11 protein-coding genes, 1 tRNA gene and 1 pseudogene are annotated in these 16,387 nt (G+C 66.8%); 5 read left to right on the forward strand and 8 right to left on the reverse strand.

Annotated elements, in window-relative coordinates:
* The 3 genes and pseudogenes from Q0W90_RS16620 to dnaG all read left to right on the forward strand — a co-directional run.
* Positions 1-751 (forward strand): annotated as a pseudogene (locus Q0W90_RS16620) (deoxyguanosinetriphosphate triphosphohydrolase); the annotation flags it as partial.
* Positions 752-845: 94 nt separating this feature from the next.
* Positions 846-1,436 carry a superoxide dismutase family protein gene (locus Q0W90_RS16625; protein ID WP_297775293.1) on the forward strand — a complete coding sequence of 197 codons (591 nt, stop codon included), beginning with the start codon at positions 846-848 and terminating at the stop codon, positions 1,434-1,436.
* 30 nt (positions 1,437-1,466) lie between these two features.
* On the forward strand, positions 1,467-3,419 hold the full coding sequence (dnaG, locus tag Q0W90_RS16630; protein ID WP_297595054.1) for a DNA primase: 1,953 nt from the start codon (positions 1,467-1,469) through the stop codon (positions 3,417-3,419).
* On the opposite strand, the gene Q0W90_RS16635 is transcribed toward dnaG, so the two are convergent.
* The gene (locus Q0W90_RS16635; protein ID WP_297595055.1) at positions 3,403-3,681 is read right to left on the reverse strand and encodes a hypothetical protein; all 279 of its coding nucleotides are present in this window, start codon (positions 3,679-3,681) and stop codon (positions 3,403-3,405) included. The genes dnaG and Q0W90_RS16635 overlap by 17 nt on opposite strands.
* Before the next feature lie 154 nt (positions 3,682-3,835).
* Between Q0W90_RS16635 and Q0W90_RS16640 the strand changes: the two genes are divergently transcribed.
* Positions 3,836-3,908, forward strand: a tRNA-Asn gene (locus Q0W90_RS16640).
* 303 nt (positions 3,909-4,211) lie between these two features.
* On the opposite strand, the gene cysE is transcribed toward Q0W90_RS16640, so the two are convergent.
* The 5 genes from cysE to Q0W90_RS16665 form a co-directional block, all read right to left on the reverse strand.
* Positions 4,212-4,895: a serine O-acetyltransferase gene (gene cysE / locus Q0W90_RS16645; RefSeq protein ID WP_297595056.1), complete on the reverse strand. Its 684-nt coding sequence runs from the start codon at positions 4,893-4,895 to the stop codon at positions 4,212-4,214.
* A gap of 2 nt (positions 4,896-4,897) precedes the next feature.
* Entirely contained in the window at positions 4,898-5,830 is a 933-nt protein-coding gene (gene cysK / locus Q0W90_RS16650) for a cysteine synthase A (RefSeq protein WP_297595057.1), read from the reverse strand.
* Positions 5,831-6,419: 589 nt separating this feature from the next.
* The gene (locus tag Q0W90_RS16655) at positions 6,420-7,223 is read right to left on the reverse strand and encodes a Stf0 family sulfotransferase (protein ID WP_297595058.1); all 804 of its coding nucleotides are present in this window, start codon (positions 7,221-7,223) and stop codon (positions 6,420-6,422) included.
* A gap of 210 nt (positions 7,224-7,433) precedes the next feature.
* Complete coding sequence (locus Q0W90_RS16660) at positions 7,434-7,700, reverse strand: hypothetical protein (protein WP_363319581.1); 267 nt, start codon at positions 7,698-7,700, stop codon at positions 7,434-7,436.
* Positions 7,701-7,851: 151 nt separating this feature from the next.
* Positions 7,852-12,081, reverse strand: coding sequence for a bifunctional nitrate reductase/sulfite reductase flavoprotein subunit alpha (locus Q0W90_RS16665; protein ID WP_297775295.1), 4,230 nt, complete (start codon positions 12,079-12,081; stop codon positions 7,852-7,854).
* Between the two features lie 329 nt (positions 12,082-12,410).
* Between Q0W90_RS16665 and Q0W90_RS16670 the strand changes: the two genes are divergently transcribed.
* Positions 12,411-12,878, forward strand: a complete 468-nt coding sequence (locus Q0W90_RS16670) for an LppP/LprE family lipoprotein (RefSeq protein WP_297775296.1) — start codon at positions 12,411-12,413, stop codon at positions 12,876-12,878.
* Between the two features lie 52 nt (positions 12,879-12,930).
* On the opposite strand, the gene Q0W90_RS16675 is transcribed toward Q0W90_RS16670, so the two are convergent.
* A complete protein-coding gene (locus tag Q0W90_RS16675; RefSeq protein ID WP_297595060.1) occupies positions 12,931-14,883 on the reverse strand; it encodes an acyl-CoA dehydrogenase in 1,953 nt (650 codons plus the stop codon).
* 50 nt (positions 14,884-14,933) lie between these two features.
* Positions 14,934-16,387, reverse strand: a 1,454-nt coding sequence (locus Q0W90_RS16680) for an ABC transporter permease (RefSeq protein WP_297775291.1), incomplete at its 5' end; no start/stop codon positions are given.

Consider the following 16,387-nt stretch of genomic DNA (forward strand, 5'->3'; position numbering starts at 1 on the left):
ACCTGAAGACGGGACACGCAAGTTCGGGTTCTACGACGCCGACCGCGAGCCCGCGGCCTGGGTGCGCGCGGGCGCACCGGAGGGCCGGATGTGCCTGGAGGCTCAGGTGATGGACTGGGCCGACGACGTGGCCTACTCGGTGCACGACGTGGAGGACGGTGTCGTTTCCCAACGCATCGACCTGCGGGTGCTCGCCGACGATGACGAGGCCGCGGCGCTGGCCAAACTGGGCGAGACCGAATTTTCCCGGGTGCGCGCCGACGATTTCATGGCGGCCGCGCGACGGCTGTCCGCGCTGCCGGTGGTCGCCGCCGTGGGCAAGTACGACGCCACGCTCGCCGCGTCGGTCGCACTCAAGCGGTTGACCAGCGAGCTGGTCGGAAGGTTCGCTTCGGCGGCCATCGCCACCACCCGCGCGGCGGCCGGGCCCGGACCGCTGGTGCGCTACCGGGCCGAGTTGCAGGTTCCCGATCTGGTGCGGGCCGAGGTCGCATTGCTGAAAATCCTGGCGTTGCAATTCATCATGTCCGATCCGCGGCACCAGGAAACCCAGGCCGGGCAGCGTGAGCGCATCCACCGGGTGGCGCACTGGCTGTATGCGGGAGCGCCCCGAACCCTCGATCCGGTCTTTGCTGCGGCCTTCAACACCGCGGCCGACGACGGCGCGCGGTGGCGGGCCATCGTCGATCAAATCGCTTCGTACACCGAGGGTCGGCTGGAACGGATCGATTCCCGCGAGGCCGGTCCGTAAGGGGTCGTCGGTCGCAAGTCGTCCGGTGCGGGAATCGACGCGGCCGCCGCGAAGTAGGCTGCCCGGCATGAAGAAATTCAGCGGCTCGCCCTTGATGGCCTTCCTCGTGACGGGGCTTCCCGTCGTCGCCATGACCGCCTGCAGCTCACCGCAGCATGCGAGCAGCCAGCCGGGCACCACCCCGCCGGTGAAGACCGCCGCGCCGGCGCCCACCGGCGAGACGACGACCCCGGCGCCCGCCGGCGGCTCGCTCAGCGCCGAGTTGAAGGCGCCCGATGGTCGGACGGCGGCCACCGCGACCTTCGACTTCACCGGCAACTATGTGACCGTCACCGTCAAGACGGTGGCGACCGGCATCCTGACCCCCGGCCTGCACGGCATGCACGTCCACGAGATCGGCAAGTGCGAGCCGGACTCGGTGGCACCCACCGGCGGTGCGCCCGGCAACTTCTTGTCCGCCGGCGGCCACTACCAGGCCCCCGGACACACCGGCAAGCCCGAGAGCGGCGATTTGGCGACACTCGAGGTGCGCCAGGACGGTGCGGCCTACCTGGTCACCACCACCGACTCGTTCACCCGGGACGACCTGCTGGCGGGTAACAAGACCGCGCTGATGCTGCACGGCGCCCAGGACACCGAGAACGCGATGGATCGCGTCGCGTGCGGTGTCATCGGAACCGGCTAGCCTTGCCCGTCGCCGCCTTAGACTGAGCCGATGTCAAGCCCGGCAGGTCCATGGAGCGAGGGCGATGGGCGTGCCCGGGGCCGCGGCCGGATCCCCGATCGCGACATCGCCGCCATCCGCGAACGGGTGCGCATCGATGAGGTGGTCGGCGATTACGTGCAATTGCGGCGCGCCGGCGCGGATTCGCTCAAGGGGCTGTGTCCGTTTCATGACGAGAAGTCGCCGTCGTTTCATGTCCGCCCCAACCATGGCCACTTTCACTGCTTCGGTTGCGGCGAGGGCGGCGACGTGTACGCGTTCATCCAGAAGATCGAGCACGTCAGTTTTGTCGAGGCGGTCGAGCTGCTCGCCGACCGGATCGGTCACACCATCAATTACTCCGGCCCGGCGACCAGTGTGCAGCGCGACCGCGGCAGCCGCAGCCGGCTCGTCGCGGCCAACGCGGCCGCGGCGGAGTTTTACGCGGCGGCGTTGGAATCCGAGGAGGCGGCACCGGCCCGAAAGTATCTGACCGAGCGGAACTTCGATGCCGAGGCGGCTCATCACTTCGGTTGCGGCTTCGCGCCGTCGGGTTGGGACTCGCTGACAAAGCACTTGGTGCGCAAGGGTTTCGAGTTCAAAGAGCTGGAAGCGGCCGGCCTGTCGCGGCAGGGACGCCGCGGGCCGATGGACCGCTTCCATCGCCGGCTGTTGTGGCCCATCCGTAGCTCGGCCGGCGAGGTGATCGGTTTCGGCGCCCGGCGATTGTTCGACGACGACCCGATGGAAGCCAAGTACATCAATACGCCCGAGACGCTGCTGTACAAGAAGTCGAACGTGATGTTCGGCATCGACTTGGCCAAACGCGACATCGCCAAGGGACACCAGGCCGTCGTCGTCGAGGGCTACACCGACGTGATGGCGATGCACCTGGCCGGGGTCACCACCGCCGTGGCGTCGTGCGGCACCGCTTTCGGTGACGAGCATTTGTCGATGCTGCGCCGACTGATGATGGACGACAGCTTCTTTCGTGGCGAACTGATCTACGTTTTCGACGGCGACGCGGCCGGGCGGGCGGCCGCCCTCAAGGCATTCGGCGGCGAGCAGAATCTGGCGGGGCAGTCCTTTGTGGCCGTCGCGCCCGACGGCATGGACCCCTGCGATTTGCGGCTGAAGTCCGGCGACGGCGTCCTGCGCGATCTGGTGGCCCGGCGAACACCGTTGTTCGAGTTCGCGATACGTTCGGCGCTCGCCGAGATAGACCTGGACAGCGCCGAGGGCAGGGTTGCCGCGCTACGCCGCTGCGTGCCCATGGTGGGCCAGATCAAGGACCCCACGCTGCGCGACGAGTACGCCCGCCAGCTCGCCGGGTGGGTCGGCTGGGACGACGTCGCGCAGGTCATCGACCGGGTGCGCAGCCAGTCCAAGAACGCCAAGGCCCCGGCCCGCGGCGGATCGGGACAGAGGGTCTCCCGCCGCGCGGAGCAGCCTCCCGTCGCGGCCCCGCCCGCCGCCACTCGTCCCGACCCTCGGGACCCGACCCTGTGGCCCCAACGGGAGGCACTCAAGTCGGCCTTGCAGTACCCGGCGCTGGCCGGGCCGGTATTCGACACGCTGACCGTCGAAAGCTTCACCCATCCCGGGTACGCGGCCATCCGCGCGGCCATCGAGACCGCCGGTGGCACGTCGAGCGGGATCACCGGAGGACAGTGGATCGAGGCGGTCCGCGATCAGGCGCCCTCGCCGCTGACGGCGGGCCTGATCAGCGAACTGGGCGTCGAGGCCATCCAGGTCGACGAGGAGAAAATGCCGCGCTACATCGCCGGCGTGCTGGCCAGGCTGCAAGAGGTGTGGATGGGTCGGCAGATCGCCGAGGTGAAGTCGAAGCTGCAGCGCATGTCGCCGATCGAACAGGGCGACGAGTACCACGCGTTGTTCGGCGACCTGGTGGCGATGGAGGCCTACCGGCGAAGCCTGTTGGAGCAGGCTAGCGGCGACGACTAGAGGCTTCGAGCGTGTCGTCGGCCGACCGCTCGACGTCGCGTTCCATGATGGCCGTTTGGTCGTCGATCTCCGCCAGCGTCACAAAGCCGGCGTCGGGGGAGATGCGATTCGCGACCTTGCGGCGTCCCCCCTCGATCATCGACTTGGCCACGGGGCTGCTGGTCAGCGCGCGATAAGTGCCGACGATCTGCTCGTATCGCCGACGACCGGCCTTCGAGCCCAGCACGTAACCCAGTCCCAGCACCACGACATACCGGATCAAAGCGTTCCTCCCGACTATCGATGGCTCCATCCTGCCTCACCGGGTGGGGTGCGCGCGCGGTCGCTCCCGAAGCCTGTACTCGGCAGGTGGGGTGGCCCGCGCCAGTTGGGCGTGGTCGTGCCGGTACGCTAGAGTCGTCCCGCGATCGGGTTAGTCCCCTGTAGCTCAATTGGCAGAGCATTCGGCTGTTAACCGAAGGGTTCCTGGTTCGAGTCCAGGCGGGGGAGCAATTTTTCCAGGTTTCCGTGGCCCGCGCTGCTGGCCGCCGCCCCCCGCTGATGTCGCCGCCCCAGGTATCGGACCCCTCGACGCTCACGGCGCCCGTCGCGCAGCCGGACGAGGGGCCCACCCTCGGGCTGTTCACCGCCGCCGACGAGGACCGCCGCGCGGAGGCACTCGCGCCGATGCCGCAGCGCGTCGGGCGAACCGATGGGGTGACGCCGCTCAGCCCACATCCCGATAACCCGCCGCCGCGTCCGCGAACCAGCCTGTCGCGCAGCGGCTTTCGTCGGGACCGGCGGCAGCCGTCGTCAGATGGAGAAGTCCTCGCCGTGCCAGACTCCGGCCTCGGGCGGGCGGATCACCCGGCCAGATTGCTGCCCGTCGCTGGACGCCTCCAACTTGTCGACCCTCGTCAACAACGACTGCAGGCTGACGCCCACGAGGTCGGGCATCATCGAATCGTCCGGACTGTTTCGCCCGTGGCGGCTGATGACCTGTCCGGGGACTCCAATGACAACGGCACTGGATGGAACCGGCTTGACCACAACAGCATTGGCGCCGATCCGGCTATCGTCACCGATTTTGATCGCGCCGAGGACTTTCGCGCCGGCACCGATGATCACCCGGTCCCCGACGGTGGGGTGACGCTTTCCGGTGTCCGAGCCGCTACCACCAAGGGTGACGCCGTGGTACAGCGTGACGTCGTCACCAACCTCCGCCGTCTCCCCGATCACCACGCCGGTCGCGTGGTCGATAAAGAGACCATCGCCCAGGACGGCACCCGGGTGGATGTCGACCCCCGTCACAATGCGAGTGAATTCGGCCAACGTCCGCGCCACTACCCGCGCGCCCCGTTGCCACAGCCAGTGGCTGACGCGGTGACCCCAGATGGCGTGCACGCCGGGATAGGCGAGTATCACCTCCAGCGTGGTGGGGGCCGCCGGATCCCGCTGCCTGGCAGCCTGGATATCACGACGTAGGGCTGCGAGCATGGCTAGTCCGCCAGGTCGGCGTAGAGCGCAGTGCTCAGATACCGCTCGCCGAAGTCGGGCAGCACCACGACGACGAGCTTGCCGGCGTTTTCGGGCCGGCGGGCCACCTGCAGGGCAGCTACCACGGCCGCTCCGGAGGAGATCCCGGCCAGCAGCCCTTCTTCGGTGGCAAGCCGCCGGGCCAGGGTGAGCGATTCCTCGTTGCCGACGGTGATGACTTCGTCGACCAGATCCTCGTCGAGCACCGGCGGGATGAACCCGGCGCCGAGGCCTTGAATCGGGTGTGGCCCCTTCTGTCCACCGGACAGGACCGGTGAGGCGGCCGGTTCGACCGCGATGATTTGCACCGACGGCTTGCGCTGCTTGATGACCTGAGCAACACCCGTGATGGTGCCGCCGGTGCCCACCCCGGCCACGAAGATGTCGACCCGCCCGTCGGTGTCGCGCCACACCTCTTCGGCGGTGGTTGCGCGGTGGATCGCCGGGTTGGCCGGGTTCTCGAATTGCTGCGGGACGAAATACCGCTGGTCGGACTTGGCCAACTCCTCGGCCTTCGCGATCGCCCCCGGCATGCCGTCGGCACCCGGCGTCAGGACGATCTCGGCGCCGTAGGCCCGCAGCAGCATCCGCCGTTCAACGCTCATTGTTTCGGGCATGGTCAGCACGCATCGGTAGCCGCGCGCCGCGCAGACCATCGCCAGCGCGATGCCCGTGTTGCCGCTCGTCGGCTCGAGGATGATCGTGTCCGGCTTGATCAATCCAGCCTTCTCTGCCGCATCGATCATCGCTACCCCGATACGGTCCTTCACGCTGTTCCCCGGGTTGAAGAATTCCAGCTTGGCGACGACATCGGCGACCGCACCCTCACTGACGCGACGCAGCCGCACCAGCGGCGTGTTTCCGATTACCTGGGTGACGTCTTCGGCAATGCTCATCTGTTTTCCTCAGCGATGTCAGAACAGGGCGTGTCGGCCTGCCAGCGGATGCCACTGTTGGTTGTGGACTCGGATGGGACCCGGCTCGGTGTAGACAAATCGATCATTGCTGGTTGATCTTCCTGAATGGCTTGTGGGCAGCGCCTGATTTGGTTCCGCGCGGCGAATTGGTGATGCTGTCCGCGTCTGGCGCCACACGTCGTTGAGCGTCCGAAGGCGTCAGGAAATCAACGACAACAACAGCCCATGGTGGGGCGGCGCGTAAGGACAGAGCGCGGCTGTGTGGCCTGTTGCATAGCCCCACTATAGGACATTCGTCCTGCAGGGCGATCTGCCTCATCTGCGCGGTGACCTCGATCCGAAGCGTTTGCCTATGTGAGCTGCTAACCGGGTGAAGCGTGTGGTTAATCCCGGCGGGCCGTAGCGCGGCCGCGGGGCATGGGCGGCTTGCCGCCGAAGGCACCACGGTGGCAGCACGCGGGAGGCCGCCGCGGCCCTTCGTTCCTCGCGTCGGGCGAAAACCCGACGTGCGTGCCGTTCAACTCTTGGAACGCGATAGCGTGCCCGCCCGCGATGGGTTTGCCCTTGATCAGGTTGGCAGGCCGTGCTTTTCGGCATCGGCACGGTAGCGGTCCACCCACTCGTCGGAGCGGTGGTCCGCCTGGCGCTCCAGCACCGGTCGGGGCGCCAGTCGCGGGTCCAGTCCTAGCGCCTCGAGGATGGATCCCACCACCTGAGTCAGGTTGCGCCACAACACCGGATACGGGATCTCCATCGGTTTGATGTTTTCCTCGGCGAACCAATTGCGCCAGCCCTCTTCTTGCGCGCGCAGCATGGTGACCACGTGGGCGATCGCTCCGGCGTGATAGGTGGCGCGTGCATCACGTGCCGGATCGGGCCTGCCACGCCAGACACGGGTCTGCACCGCCCGCCAGAAGGACACCGCCTGCGAAATCACATCGGGCCGGTAGACGTGAATCAACAGTGGCTCTTCGCCCACCACGTCGCGGATGGCCGCCAACAGGCCGTCGCCGCTACGCTCCGGCAGGTTCTTGGCACGGTTGAGCAGGAGCGGTGTTTGGTTCCACATCAGCTTGCCGCCCCACACCCCGTTCGGCGTTCTTCCGACCGTGCGGATGTAGGCGCGCCAGATCTCGGGCGACGCGAGATCTGGAGTCCCGACGTCCAGCGGATCGAGCAGGCGCAGTATCGACTCGTCCTCGACGCCGGCGAACCACTCCCGTGGCTGCGGCGACTGGCTGGTGGCCGGTAAGTACTGAAAGAACTCCTGCGGCTCGCCGGCCACCCCGGTGGCGCGCAGCGATTCGACCAGCAGTGTGCTGCCGCTGCGCTGCGACGCCAACACCAGGTATGACGACGGCCTATTTGCCACTCGCAGAGTCTACCCAGAATTTGAAATCCCGTTCGTCAAGCACGATTAGGGTCAGTATGAATGAAACTCTTGCGTGGAAACAGATTTGCCCGCATGACGGTGACGCAGGACGCCCGTGGGAACGCCATCGCCGCCGTATGTTCAAGGCATACAGGGATTTTCGAGCGCTTCCGGTGGCTACGGTCGTCGACCGAGGACTCCGACGGTTGATCAGACAGCATCCGAGGTGATCTGTCGCGTTTCCGCGCCGTCGGTGGCGACGTCGCAGACGCACACGTCGGCGCCGCGCCGCCATGGCCCGAACTGGGTGCCGCGCCTGCGCATCAGGTGCTGCGCGTACACCTTGTCGCGTTGATCGCGCGAGAACGCGAAGTCCAGGTTGACCGTCAGCCCCGCCCAGTCCAGCTGCTCATCGACCGGGCTCTCGGTCACGTCGCCGTGCCGTAGGCGACATTGCAGCGGGCAGCCGTTCTTGATGACCCGATCGGGTCCATCACACTCCCGAGCCACGATGACGACTCCTTCAGGTGCGCGACCTTTTGAGTGCATCGTGCGACTCGGATGTTTCATCGGCGGATGCGCGATGTTTCGGCCGCATTACGAGTTCGGCGTCAGCGGCAAATCGGCGCTAGTAGACGTCGCGGTGGTAGCGCTTGTCGGCGCTCAACGATTGGACGTAGGCGGTCGCCGCGTCCGGGTCGAGGCTGCCGAATTCGGCGGCGATGTCGCAGAGCGCGCGGTCGACGTCCTTGGCCATGGGGTCGGCGGTGCCGCAGACGTACAGTTGGGCGCCGTCCTGCAACCAGCTCCACAGTTGCGCCCCGCGGTCGCGCATCAGGTGCTGCACGTAGACCTTCTGCTGCTGATCGCGGGAGAACGCGAGGTCCAACTCGGTGAGAAAGCCGTCGTCTCGCATCTGCTCGAGTTCGTCGCGGTAGTAGTAGTCGGTGGCGGCGTGCTGCTCGCCGAAGAACAGCCAGTTGGGTCCGGTGTGACCGAGCGCGCGCCGCTCCTGCAGAAAGCCGCGGAAGGGCGCGATTCCGGTGCCCGGACCGATCATGATCATCGGAGTATCCGGGTCGCTCGGTGGCCGGAAATTGCTTGACGCCTGCAGATAGACGGCGACCCGATCGCCGGGGGAGCGGTCGGCAAGGTAGGTCGAACACACCCCGCGCCGTGGGACGCCCTGGAAGTTGTAGCGCACGGGTGAGACCGTCAGGTGCACTTCCCCTGGACACTCCTTGGGGCTCGACGAGATCGAGTACAGCCGTGGCTGAAGGCGTTTGAGCACCCGCAGCCACTCGTGGGCGGAGGCGATGACCGGCAGCTGCGCCAGCAGGTCGATGGACTGGCGGCCCCACGACCAATCCGACAGCGCGCGTTTGTTTTCCGGCTTCAACAGCTCCGCGAGTTTCGGGTCGCCCGTGCGCTCCTGCACGAACCGCACCAGGTCGCGGCTGATGTGGGCGATCTCGATGCGCTCGGTCAGCGCGGAGCGCAACGACATCAGCCCGTGCTCACCGACCTCGACGGGGGTCTGTGCGTCCAGTCCGGTGACGGACAGCCATTCGTCGACCAGCTGGTCGCTGTTGCGCGGCCACACTCCCAGCGCGTCACCGGCTTCGTAGGTCACGGTTTCTTCCGGCAGGCTGAACACCAAGTGCCGCACATCTTTTGCCGATTCCGGCCGACTCAGCATGGTGTTGTGGACCATGCCGGTGATCAGCGGATGTTTTTTACTGAAGGCGCCTGTCGGCGGCGGACTCGGGCGCGACGGCACCGTCACGGCGGCAGCGCGGGCCGGCGCCCTTCCATCGCCGCCGACGGACGTGGGTGTCCGGGTCAAGGCGTCGATGATGTCGCCCAGCCACTTCGCCGCGGAGTCGTCGTAGTCGGGTTCGCAGTCGACCCGGCCGGCGAGGCGGGTCGCTCCCAGCTCGGCGAGGCGCGCGTCGAGATTGCGTCCGTGGCCGCAGAAATCGTCGTAATTGGAGTCGCCCAGCGCGAGCACGGCGTAGCGGGTATGGGTGAATCGTGGCGCGCTCTCGGAAGTCAGCGCCCGCCACAGGCCGGCGCCGTTGTCGGGTGCTTCGCCGTCACCGGTGGTGCTGGTGATGAGCAACAGTTCCCGCGTGGTCGTCAGCTCGGCCAGCGGGAAGTCGTCCATGCCGTGCAGGGCAACCGGCAGCTTGGCGTCGCCCAATTGTGCCGCGATGTCGGTGGCCAGCTCCTCCGCGTTCCCGGTCTGCGACGCCCACAGCACTACGACGGGAGCGCGCTCGGGTGCGGGTTGGGGATCGGCCGGCACGACGGGCGGTTGCTGGACGGCCGGACCCGGTTGAGCCAACTCGGCCAGCGCCACCGGCCGGGGTCCGTCGATGCGCGAGAAGAGCCCCGCCAGTAGACCGTCCACCCACAGCCGGGTGCTGGAATCGAACGGCGCGCTCAGCGGCAGGGTGGGAACCCCAGCGGTGCGCCGACCCGCGTCCGACCGAAGCCCGGATAGCATCCCGGCAAGATAGGCGCGACCGAGCTCATTGAACTCCGGCTTGGGTAGCGTTGTCACACCGAGTAATTCGCCGAGGGAGTCGATTTGTGACACGCTGGTTTCTCGTACCTCCGTGGGCGCCGATTCCGCTGTATCGGCGGCCGTCGGCATTCTGGCTTCTGAATCGGGTTGAGAGACGGCGATCTTCGTCAAGGTGACGGCGCAGGCCTTGAACTCCGGTTGGTTCGATATCGGATCGACGGCGTCGTTGGTGACGGCGTTGATCGACAGGTACTCGCCGAAGGCGTCGTTCCAGTGGAACGGCGCGAAGCAGTTGCCGGGACGTACCCGGTCGCTGATGGACGCGGGCAGAACGGCGCGGCCGCGGCGAGAAGCGATTTCGATCGGATCGCCGTCGGCGATGTGAAGGCGGGCGGCGTCGTCGGGATGGATCTCGACGAACGGACCGGGGTTGAGCTTGTTGAGCTTGGCGACCTTGCCGGTCTTGGTCATCGTGTGCCATTGGTGCGGCAGGCGCCCGGTGTTCAGCAGGAACGGGTAGTCGTCGTCGGGCATTTCCTCGGGCGGCAGGTGCGGGCGGGCGAAGAAGACCGCACGCCCGTTGGGCGTCGGAAAAGCCAGCCGCGGCGCACGGCCGTCTTCGCGGATCAACTGTGCTTGGCTGACACCGTCATTGAGATAGCGGATCGGATTGCGATCACGGTCGCTCTCCGCCGCGCACGGCCACTGCACCGGGCTCTGACGCAGCCGCTCATAGCTGACCCCGCGCAGGTCATAGCCGGTCTTCGGGTTCGAGAACCGCTTGATTTCCTCGAAGACGTCCTCGGCGGAGTTGTAGCTGAACGCCTCCGAAAAGCCCATCTCGCAGGCGATCCGGGTGATGATCTGCCAGTCCGGCATCGCCTGGCCCGGTGCGGGGACCGCCGGCTGAAACAGCGTCATGTTGCGCTCGGAATTGACCATCACCCCCTCGGACTCCGCCCACAGCGCGGCCGGCAACAACACGTCGGCGTATTCGTTGGTCTCGGTCTCCAGGAACGCGTCCTGGGCCATCACCAGTTCGGCGCGTTCCAGTCCGGCCAGCACGGTCTTGCGATTGGCGACGGAGGCAACGGGATTGGTGCAGATGATCCAGCACGCCTTGATCTGTCCTTCGGCCATCCGGGAGAACATGTCGATGGTGCCGCCGCCGGCCTCGGTGCGCAGCGTTCCGCGGGGGATACCCCACAGGTCTTCGACGAAGCCGCGGTCCTCGGCCGAGGCCGCCGACCGCTGGCCCGGTAAACCCGGCCCCATGTAACCCATCTCGCGGCCACCCATCGCGTTGGGCTGCCCGGTGAGGGAGAAGGGCCCGCTGCCGGGCTTGCAGATGGCGCCGGTGGCCAGATGCAGGTTGCAGATGGCGTTGGTGTTCCAGGTGCCGTGGGTGCTCTGGTTGAGGCCCATCGTCCAGCAGCTCACGAAGTTGCCGGCCTCGCCGATCATCTGAGCCGCCGCGCGAATGTCTTCTTCAGGGACGCCGGTGATTTCGCTGACCTTGTCGGGAGCGTACTGCTGAAGGAAACTGGGCATCACCTCCCAACCCTCGGTGAACTCGGCGATGAATTCGGGGTCGGTATGGCCGTTCTGGACGATCAGGTGCAGCAGGCCGTTGAGCAGCGCGAGATCCGATCCCGGGGCGATCTGGAGGAAAAGGTCCGCCTTGTCGGCGGTCGCGGTGCGGCGCGGGTCGACGACGATCAGTTTTGCGCCGGCCTTGACGCGATCCATCATGCGCAGGAACAGGATCGGGTGGCAGTCGGCCATGTTGGCGCCGATGACGAAAAAGACGTCGGCATGTTCGAAGTCCTGATAGGAGCCGGGCGGCCCGTCCGCACCCAGCGAGAGCTTGTAGCCGGAACCCGCGCTGGCCATGCACAGTCGCGAGTTCGACTCGATCTGGTTGGTGCCGATGAAGCCCTTGGTCAGCTTGTTCGCCAGGTATTGCGCCTCGATGGACATCTGGCCGGACACGTACATCGCGAACGAGTCCGGCCCGTGTTCGTCGATGATCGCGCGTAACCGCGTCGCGCACTGGGTGATCGCCTGATCCATCTCGACGGGCACCAGCGGTTCGCCGCGATCGGTCCGCGCGTGCGCCGAGTCCATCCGTCCCGGTGCGCCGAGCAGGTCCGCGGTGGTCGCGCCCTTGGTGCACAGCCGACCGAAGTTGGCCGGATGTTCTTTGTTGCCAACCGACTTCGCGACGTGACAGCGGCCCGTTTCCGGATCGGTTGTGATCTGCAACACCATGCCGCAACCGACGCCGCAGTACGCGCACATGGTGTTCACGGCGTTGTCCTGCGCCATGGACTCCCTGGCCACGCTTGCGTCCCTTCGTCGAGTGCGTACGGGATAGCTCCGTATCGGGTGAGTTCATTGTGGAGCAGGCATGTTTCGGCGCCGCTGTCCGAAATTTCCCCCGGTTTACTTTCTTCTCTCACCGGCCGACACGCCGGTGTGAAATCGCCGGGGAAACTCATGGCCACGGACCGCGTTAGCGCAGGTCGCCATCGACCATCCGTTCCGCACGAGGTTACGTCGTGCTCCCCACCCGAGGCTGCTCAGAACGGGCTTTCCGACCAAACCAGCGGAACATTCACAGTCTTCGCTAAGCTCACCGCGTGCGTCGGCTCATTGTGATCTTGCTGGTCTTGCTGGCCTCCGGTTGCGGCTGGAAGCCGGCTGCACCGCCGCAGGCCAAACCCGACACCTGCAAAGCCTCCGATGGGCCGACGGCCGATACCGTGCGACAGGCGATCACCGCGGTTCCCATCGCGATCCCGGGCACCATCTGGGTTGAAATCGGGCGCGGTCATACCCGAAATTGCCGGCTGTCTTGGGTGCAGATCATCCCGACGATCGCCAGCGAGTCAACCCCGCAGCAACTGCTGTTCTTCGACCACAACAGGCCGCTCGGAACCGCCACCCCGAACGCCAAGCCGTATATCACCGTGCTACCGCCCTCGGATGACACCGTGACCGTTCAGTACCAGTGGCAGAAGGGAAATGACCAGCTGTGTTGTCCCACCGGGATCGGGACGGTGAAGTTCCGGATCGGCGCGGACGGCAAGCTGCAAACCCTTGGCAAGGTTCCGAACCAATAACCCGCCGCGCCAACGGCTTCGACGGCGCCGATCGGGTTCGCCCGCCGGCCCGTCAGCTCGTGACGGCGTCCGACAAGTTCTCCGGGTGCAGCATCTCGGCGTAGCGCAGCTGCTCGGGAACCCCGAAACCGTCGACCAGTGTGGTGGCATGCGGGCGCAGTGCGCGGCAGCGGTCGTTGATTCCGCGGGTGACCGCCTTGGCGCGCTCCGTGGACAGATACCGGTGCTCGATGTACCACGCCTTGTCGTCCTCGATCACCGACAGTGCGTACAGGTCGCACAGGATCCCCAGCAGTTCGCGGGCCTCCTCGTTCGTGCAGGAGTCGATCCCGGCGACGAATGCTTCGAGCACGACCCGGTCGATATGGGCGCTCGCCGCGTGCAACACGTGATCCTGCACCGAGTTGAACGCGTCGAATTCGGACATCTCTTTGGATTTCGCCTGCAGCCGGCGCGCCACCGAAGCCAGCAGATACTCTTCGCGGTCTTCGAACATCTTGATCTGTGTGCCGCGGTTGAACAGGCTGCCCTCTTCCTCGCTGTCTTGACGGGTGTCCACGATCGTTTGGATGATCGCTTCTGCCGCAGTGCGTTTGATGACGCGTTCACCGACGGTGTTGGCGGCGAAGCGCACCCATTCGACCGGGCTCATGCTGCGGATGTCGTCGGCGTACGCCGTCAACAGCTCCTTGGCCACCAGCTGGACCAGCACGTGGTTGTCGCCCTCGAACGTGGTGAAGACGTCGGTGTCACCCCGCAACCCGATCAACCTGTTCTCGGCCATATAGCCCGCGCCACCGCAAGCCTCGCGGGATTCCTGGATCGCGCGGCTCGCATGCCAGGTGTTGGCGGCCTTCAACCCGGCCGCACGCGCTTCCAGCTCGCGCTGCTCGTCGGCGTCGGGTGCGTCCGCGCTCTGAACGTCATGGCACTTGCTGACCAGCTCGTTCTGCGCGAACTGCAGTGCGTAGGACTTCGCGATCAACGGAAACAGCCGCCGCTGGTGCACCAGGTAGTCCATGATCAGCACCTCGGAACTATCGTCGGGCGCGCTGAATTGCCTGCGCTGCAAGGCATATCGGGTGGCGATATCCAGCGCCACCCGGCCGGCGGCGCCGGCGCTGCCACCCACGGTGATCCGCCCGCGGACCAGGGTGCCCAGCATGGTGAAGAACCGGCGGCTCGGGTTCTCGATCGGCGAACTGTACGTGCCGTCGGGGGCGACGTCGCCGTACTTGTTCAACAGGTTGACCCGCGGGACGCGGACATGGTCGAACACGATGCGGCCGTTGTCCACTCCGGGCAGTCCGCCCTTGTATTCGCAGTCGGACGTGGTGACGCCGGGCAGGTCGTCGCCGTCCTCGTCGCGGATCGGGACGAGCACGCAGTGCACGCCGTGATTGACCGGCTTGCCGTCCTCGGTGGTGATCAGTTGCGCGAAAACCGCGGCCATGGTTGCTGTTTCGGCCGCGCCGCCGATGTAGTCCTTGCGGGCCGACGGGGTGGGGGAGTCGACGACGAACTCCTGTGTCTCGGGGTCGTAGGTCGCGGTGGTCTCCAGCGACTGCACGTCGCTGCCGTGTCCGGTCTCGGTCATCGCGAAACAGCCACGCAACTCCAGGCTGATGATCTTGCGCACGTAGGTCTCATGGTGGCGCTCGGTGCCCAGGTTCTCCACGGCGCCACCGAACAGCCCCCACTGCACCCCGGCCTTGACCATCAGCGACAGGTCCGACATCGCCAGCATCTCGATCATCGTGATCGCCGCGCCGACGTCGCCGGTGCCGCCGTGTTCTTTCCGGAAACTGTCGGCGGCCGCACCGAACGCCGCCATGATCCTCATCTGCTCCGCCACCTTGGTGCGGGCGATCACGGTGTTCGGCGTGTAGTGCGGGCGGAACACGTCCTCGGTCAGCGTTGTCCGCATCCGGTTCCTGACATCACGCCAACGCCCGTCCAGTGCGCTGCGGAGATGTTCTGCGGTGCTTGTCATTTCTGGCGCCATAAGCCGACACTAATGTCCGGCTCGCGCCGCGGGGAACCACGAACGACGGTTCAGGTCGTCCCAGGGGCCGACGTGGTGTGATCGCCGGGGAGCGGCGCGCGCAGCCGGTAGAGCGTGAAGCCGGCCGCGACGGCACCGAACAGCCCGAGCATCACCATGTCGAACACCCACCAGCCGCTGTAGTGGGTCCACGTCAGGGTGTTGGCCGCCAGCGTGTCGATCCTGCGCAGATTCACCGTGGACGCCGAGGCCGCGAAGCCCCATTGGGCCGGGACGAACCAGCTGATCTGCTGCAAGCCCCACAGGCTGACCAGCTGCACCAGGCTCCCGTTGAAGAGCACGGATGCCAGGATCACCGGCACCACCAGCGGCAAGACTTCCCGGAGCGCCTTGCCCAGCGCCGAGAGGGTGAGGCCAATCACCGCGGACACGATCGCGGTGGCCGCCGCGGTGACGTAGAGCTCGATCGTGGCGTTGTGCAGCAAAGCGGCGTCTCCCGCCGGCCCGCCTTTGACCGCGACGACGATCGCGAACATGACGGCCGTCCAGAGGGCCGCGGCCAGGCCGTACACGGTGAGTTTGGCGGCCAGGTAGGCCGGAGCGGACAGCCCGACCTGCTGTTCCCGCCGGAAGATGCGGTGCTCGGCGGCCATGGCGCGAATGGTCAGCGCCGTGCCCAGGAGCACCGCGCCGACGTTGAGGGCGGCCAGGATCTCCATGGCTTCGTGGCTATTGGCGCTGCCCGGCCCGGGCCGCGTCAGGCCCGCATCGCCCGGGATCAGCAGCGTCAGCCCCGCCAACGCGAACGGCAGGATCGCCAGAAACGCGAAATAGATGCGATGGGCGAGGAGCAGGCGAACCTCGCGTCGTGCCACTAACCGGATCTGGCGGTTGCGGGGGAGGCCGGCCGGCGGCGTCCACGGTGTCGCGACTTCTGGCGGGGCGGTCGACGGTTGGGGCCGCGCCCGGAACGCGCGGTGGGTTCCCTCGGGATCGGCACTGACCTGGGCGAGGACTCCCGACCAGTCGGCGGTGCCCATCGCGGACTCGACCTGAAGGGGTGTGCCCAGGTACGCGACCTTGCCCGTGCCCGTGAGCACCAATACCTGATCGCACGCGTTGACGTCGGTGAGCGACCCGCGCGCCGAGATCGCCGCCACCACGACACAGCCGATGTTGGCCTGGCGTCGCAGGACCGCCATGACGTGGCGTTGTTGCGCCGCATCCAGCCCGGCGGTCGGTTCGTCAACCACGAGCAGGCTTGGCCGGGTGATCAGCTCGATCGCGATGGCGGCGCACCGGCGCACCTCGGGTGGGAGCTTGCGGATGCGGGTGGCACGGTGCGGCAACAGGTCGAGTTCGTCGAGAACCTGTCCGACCACACGGTCGCGCTGCTCGGACGAGGCCTCCGGCGGCAGCCGCAATGCGGCGGCGTACGTCAAGGCCTGTTCGACGGTGAGCCGCCGGTGCAGCTGGTCGTCGCGCGCGACTATCCCGATGCGGG

Source organism: Mycobacterium sp., assembly GCF_025933915.1.
Lineage (GTDB): Bacteria > Actinomycetota > Actinomycetes > Mycobacteriales > Mycobacteriaceae > Mycobacterium.

What these genes read in the sequence shown, in the direction of transcription:
- Q0W90_RS16625 (WP_297775293.1), top strand. Translation starts at nt 846, where the DNA reads ATGGCCTTCCTCGTGACGGGGCTTCCCGTCGTCGCCATGACCGCCTGC.
- dnaG (WP_297595054.1), top strand. Translation starts at nt 1,467, where the DNA reads ATGTCAAGCCCGGCAGGTCCATGGAGCGAGGGCGATGGGCGTGCCCGG.
- cysE (WP_297595056.1), bottom strand. Translation starts at nt 4,895, where the DNA reads ATGCTCGCAGCCCTACGTCGTGATATCCAGGCTGCCAGGCAGCGGGAT.
- cysK (WP_297595057.1), bottom strand. Translation starts at nt 5,830, where the DNA reads ATGAGCATTGCCGAAGACGTCACCCAGGTAATCGGAAACACGCCGCTG.
- Q0W90_RS16665 (WP_297775295.1), bottom strand. Translation starts at nt 12,081, where the DNA reads ATGGCGCAGGACAACGCCGTGAACACCATGTGCGCGTACTGCGGCGTC.
- Q0W90_RS16675 (WP_297595060.1), bottom strand. Translation starts at nt 14,883, where the DNA reads ATGGCGCCAGAAATGACAAGCACCGCAGAACATCTCCGCAGCGCACTG.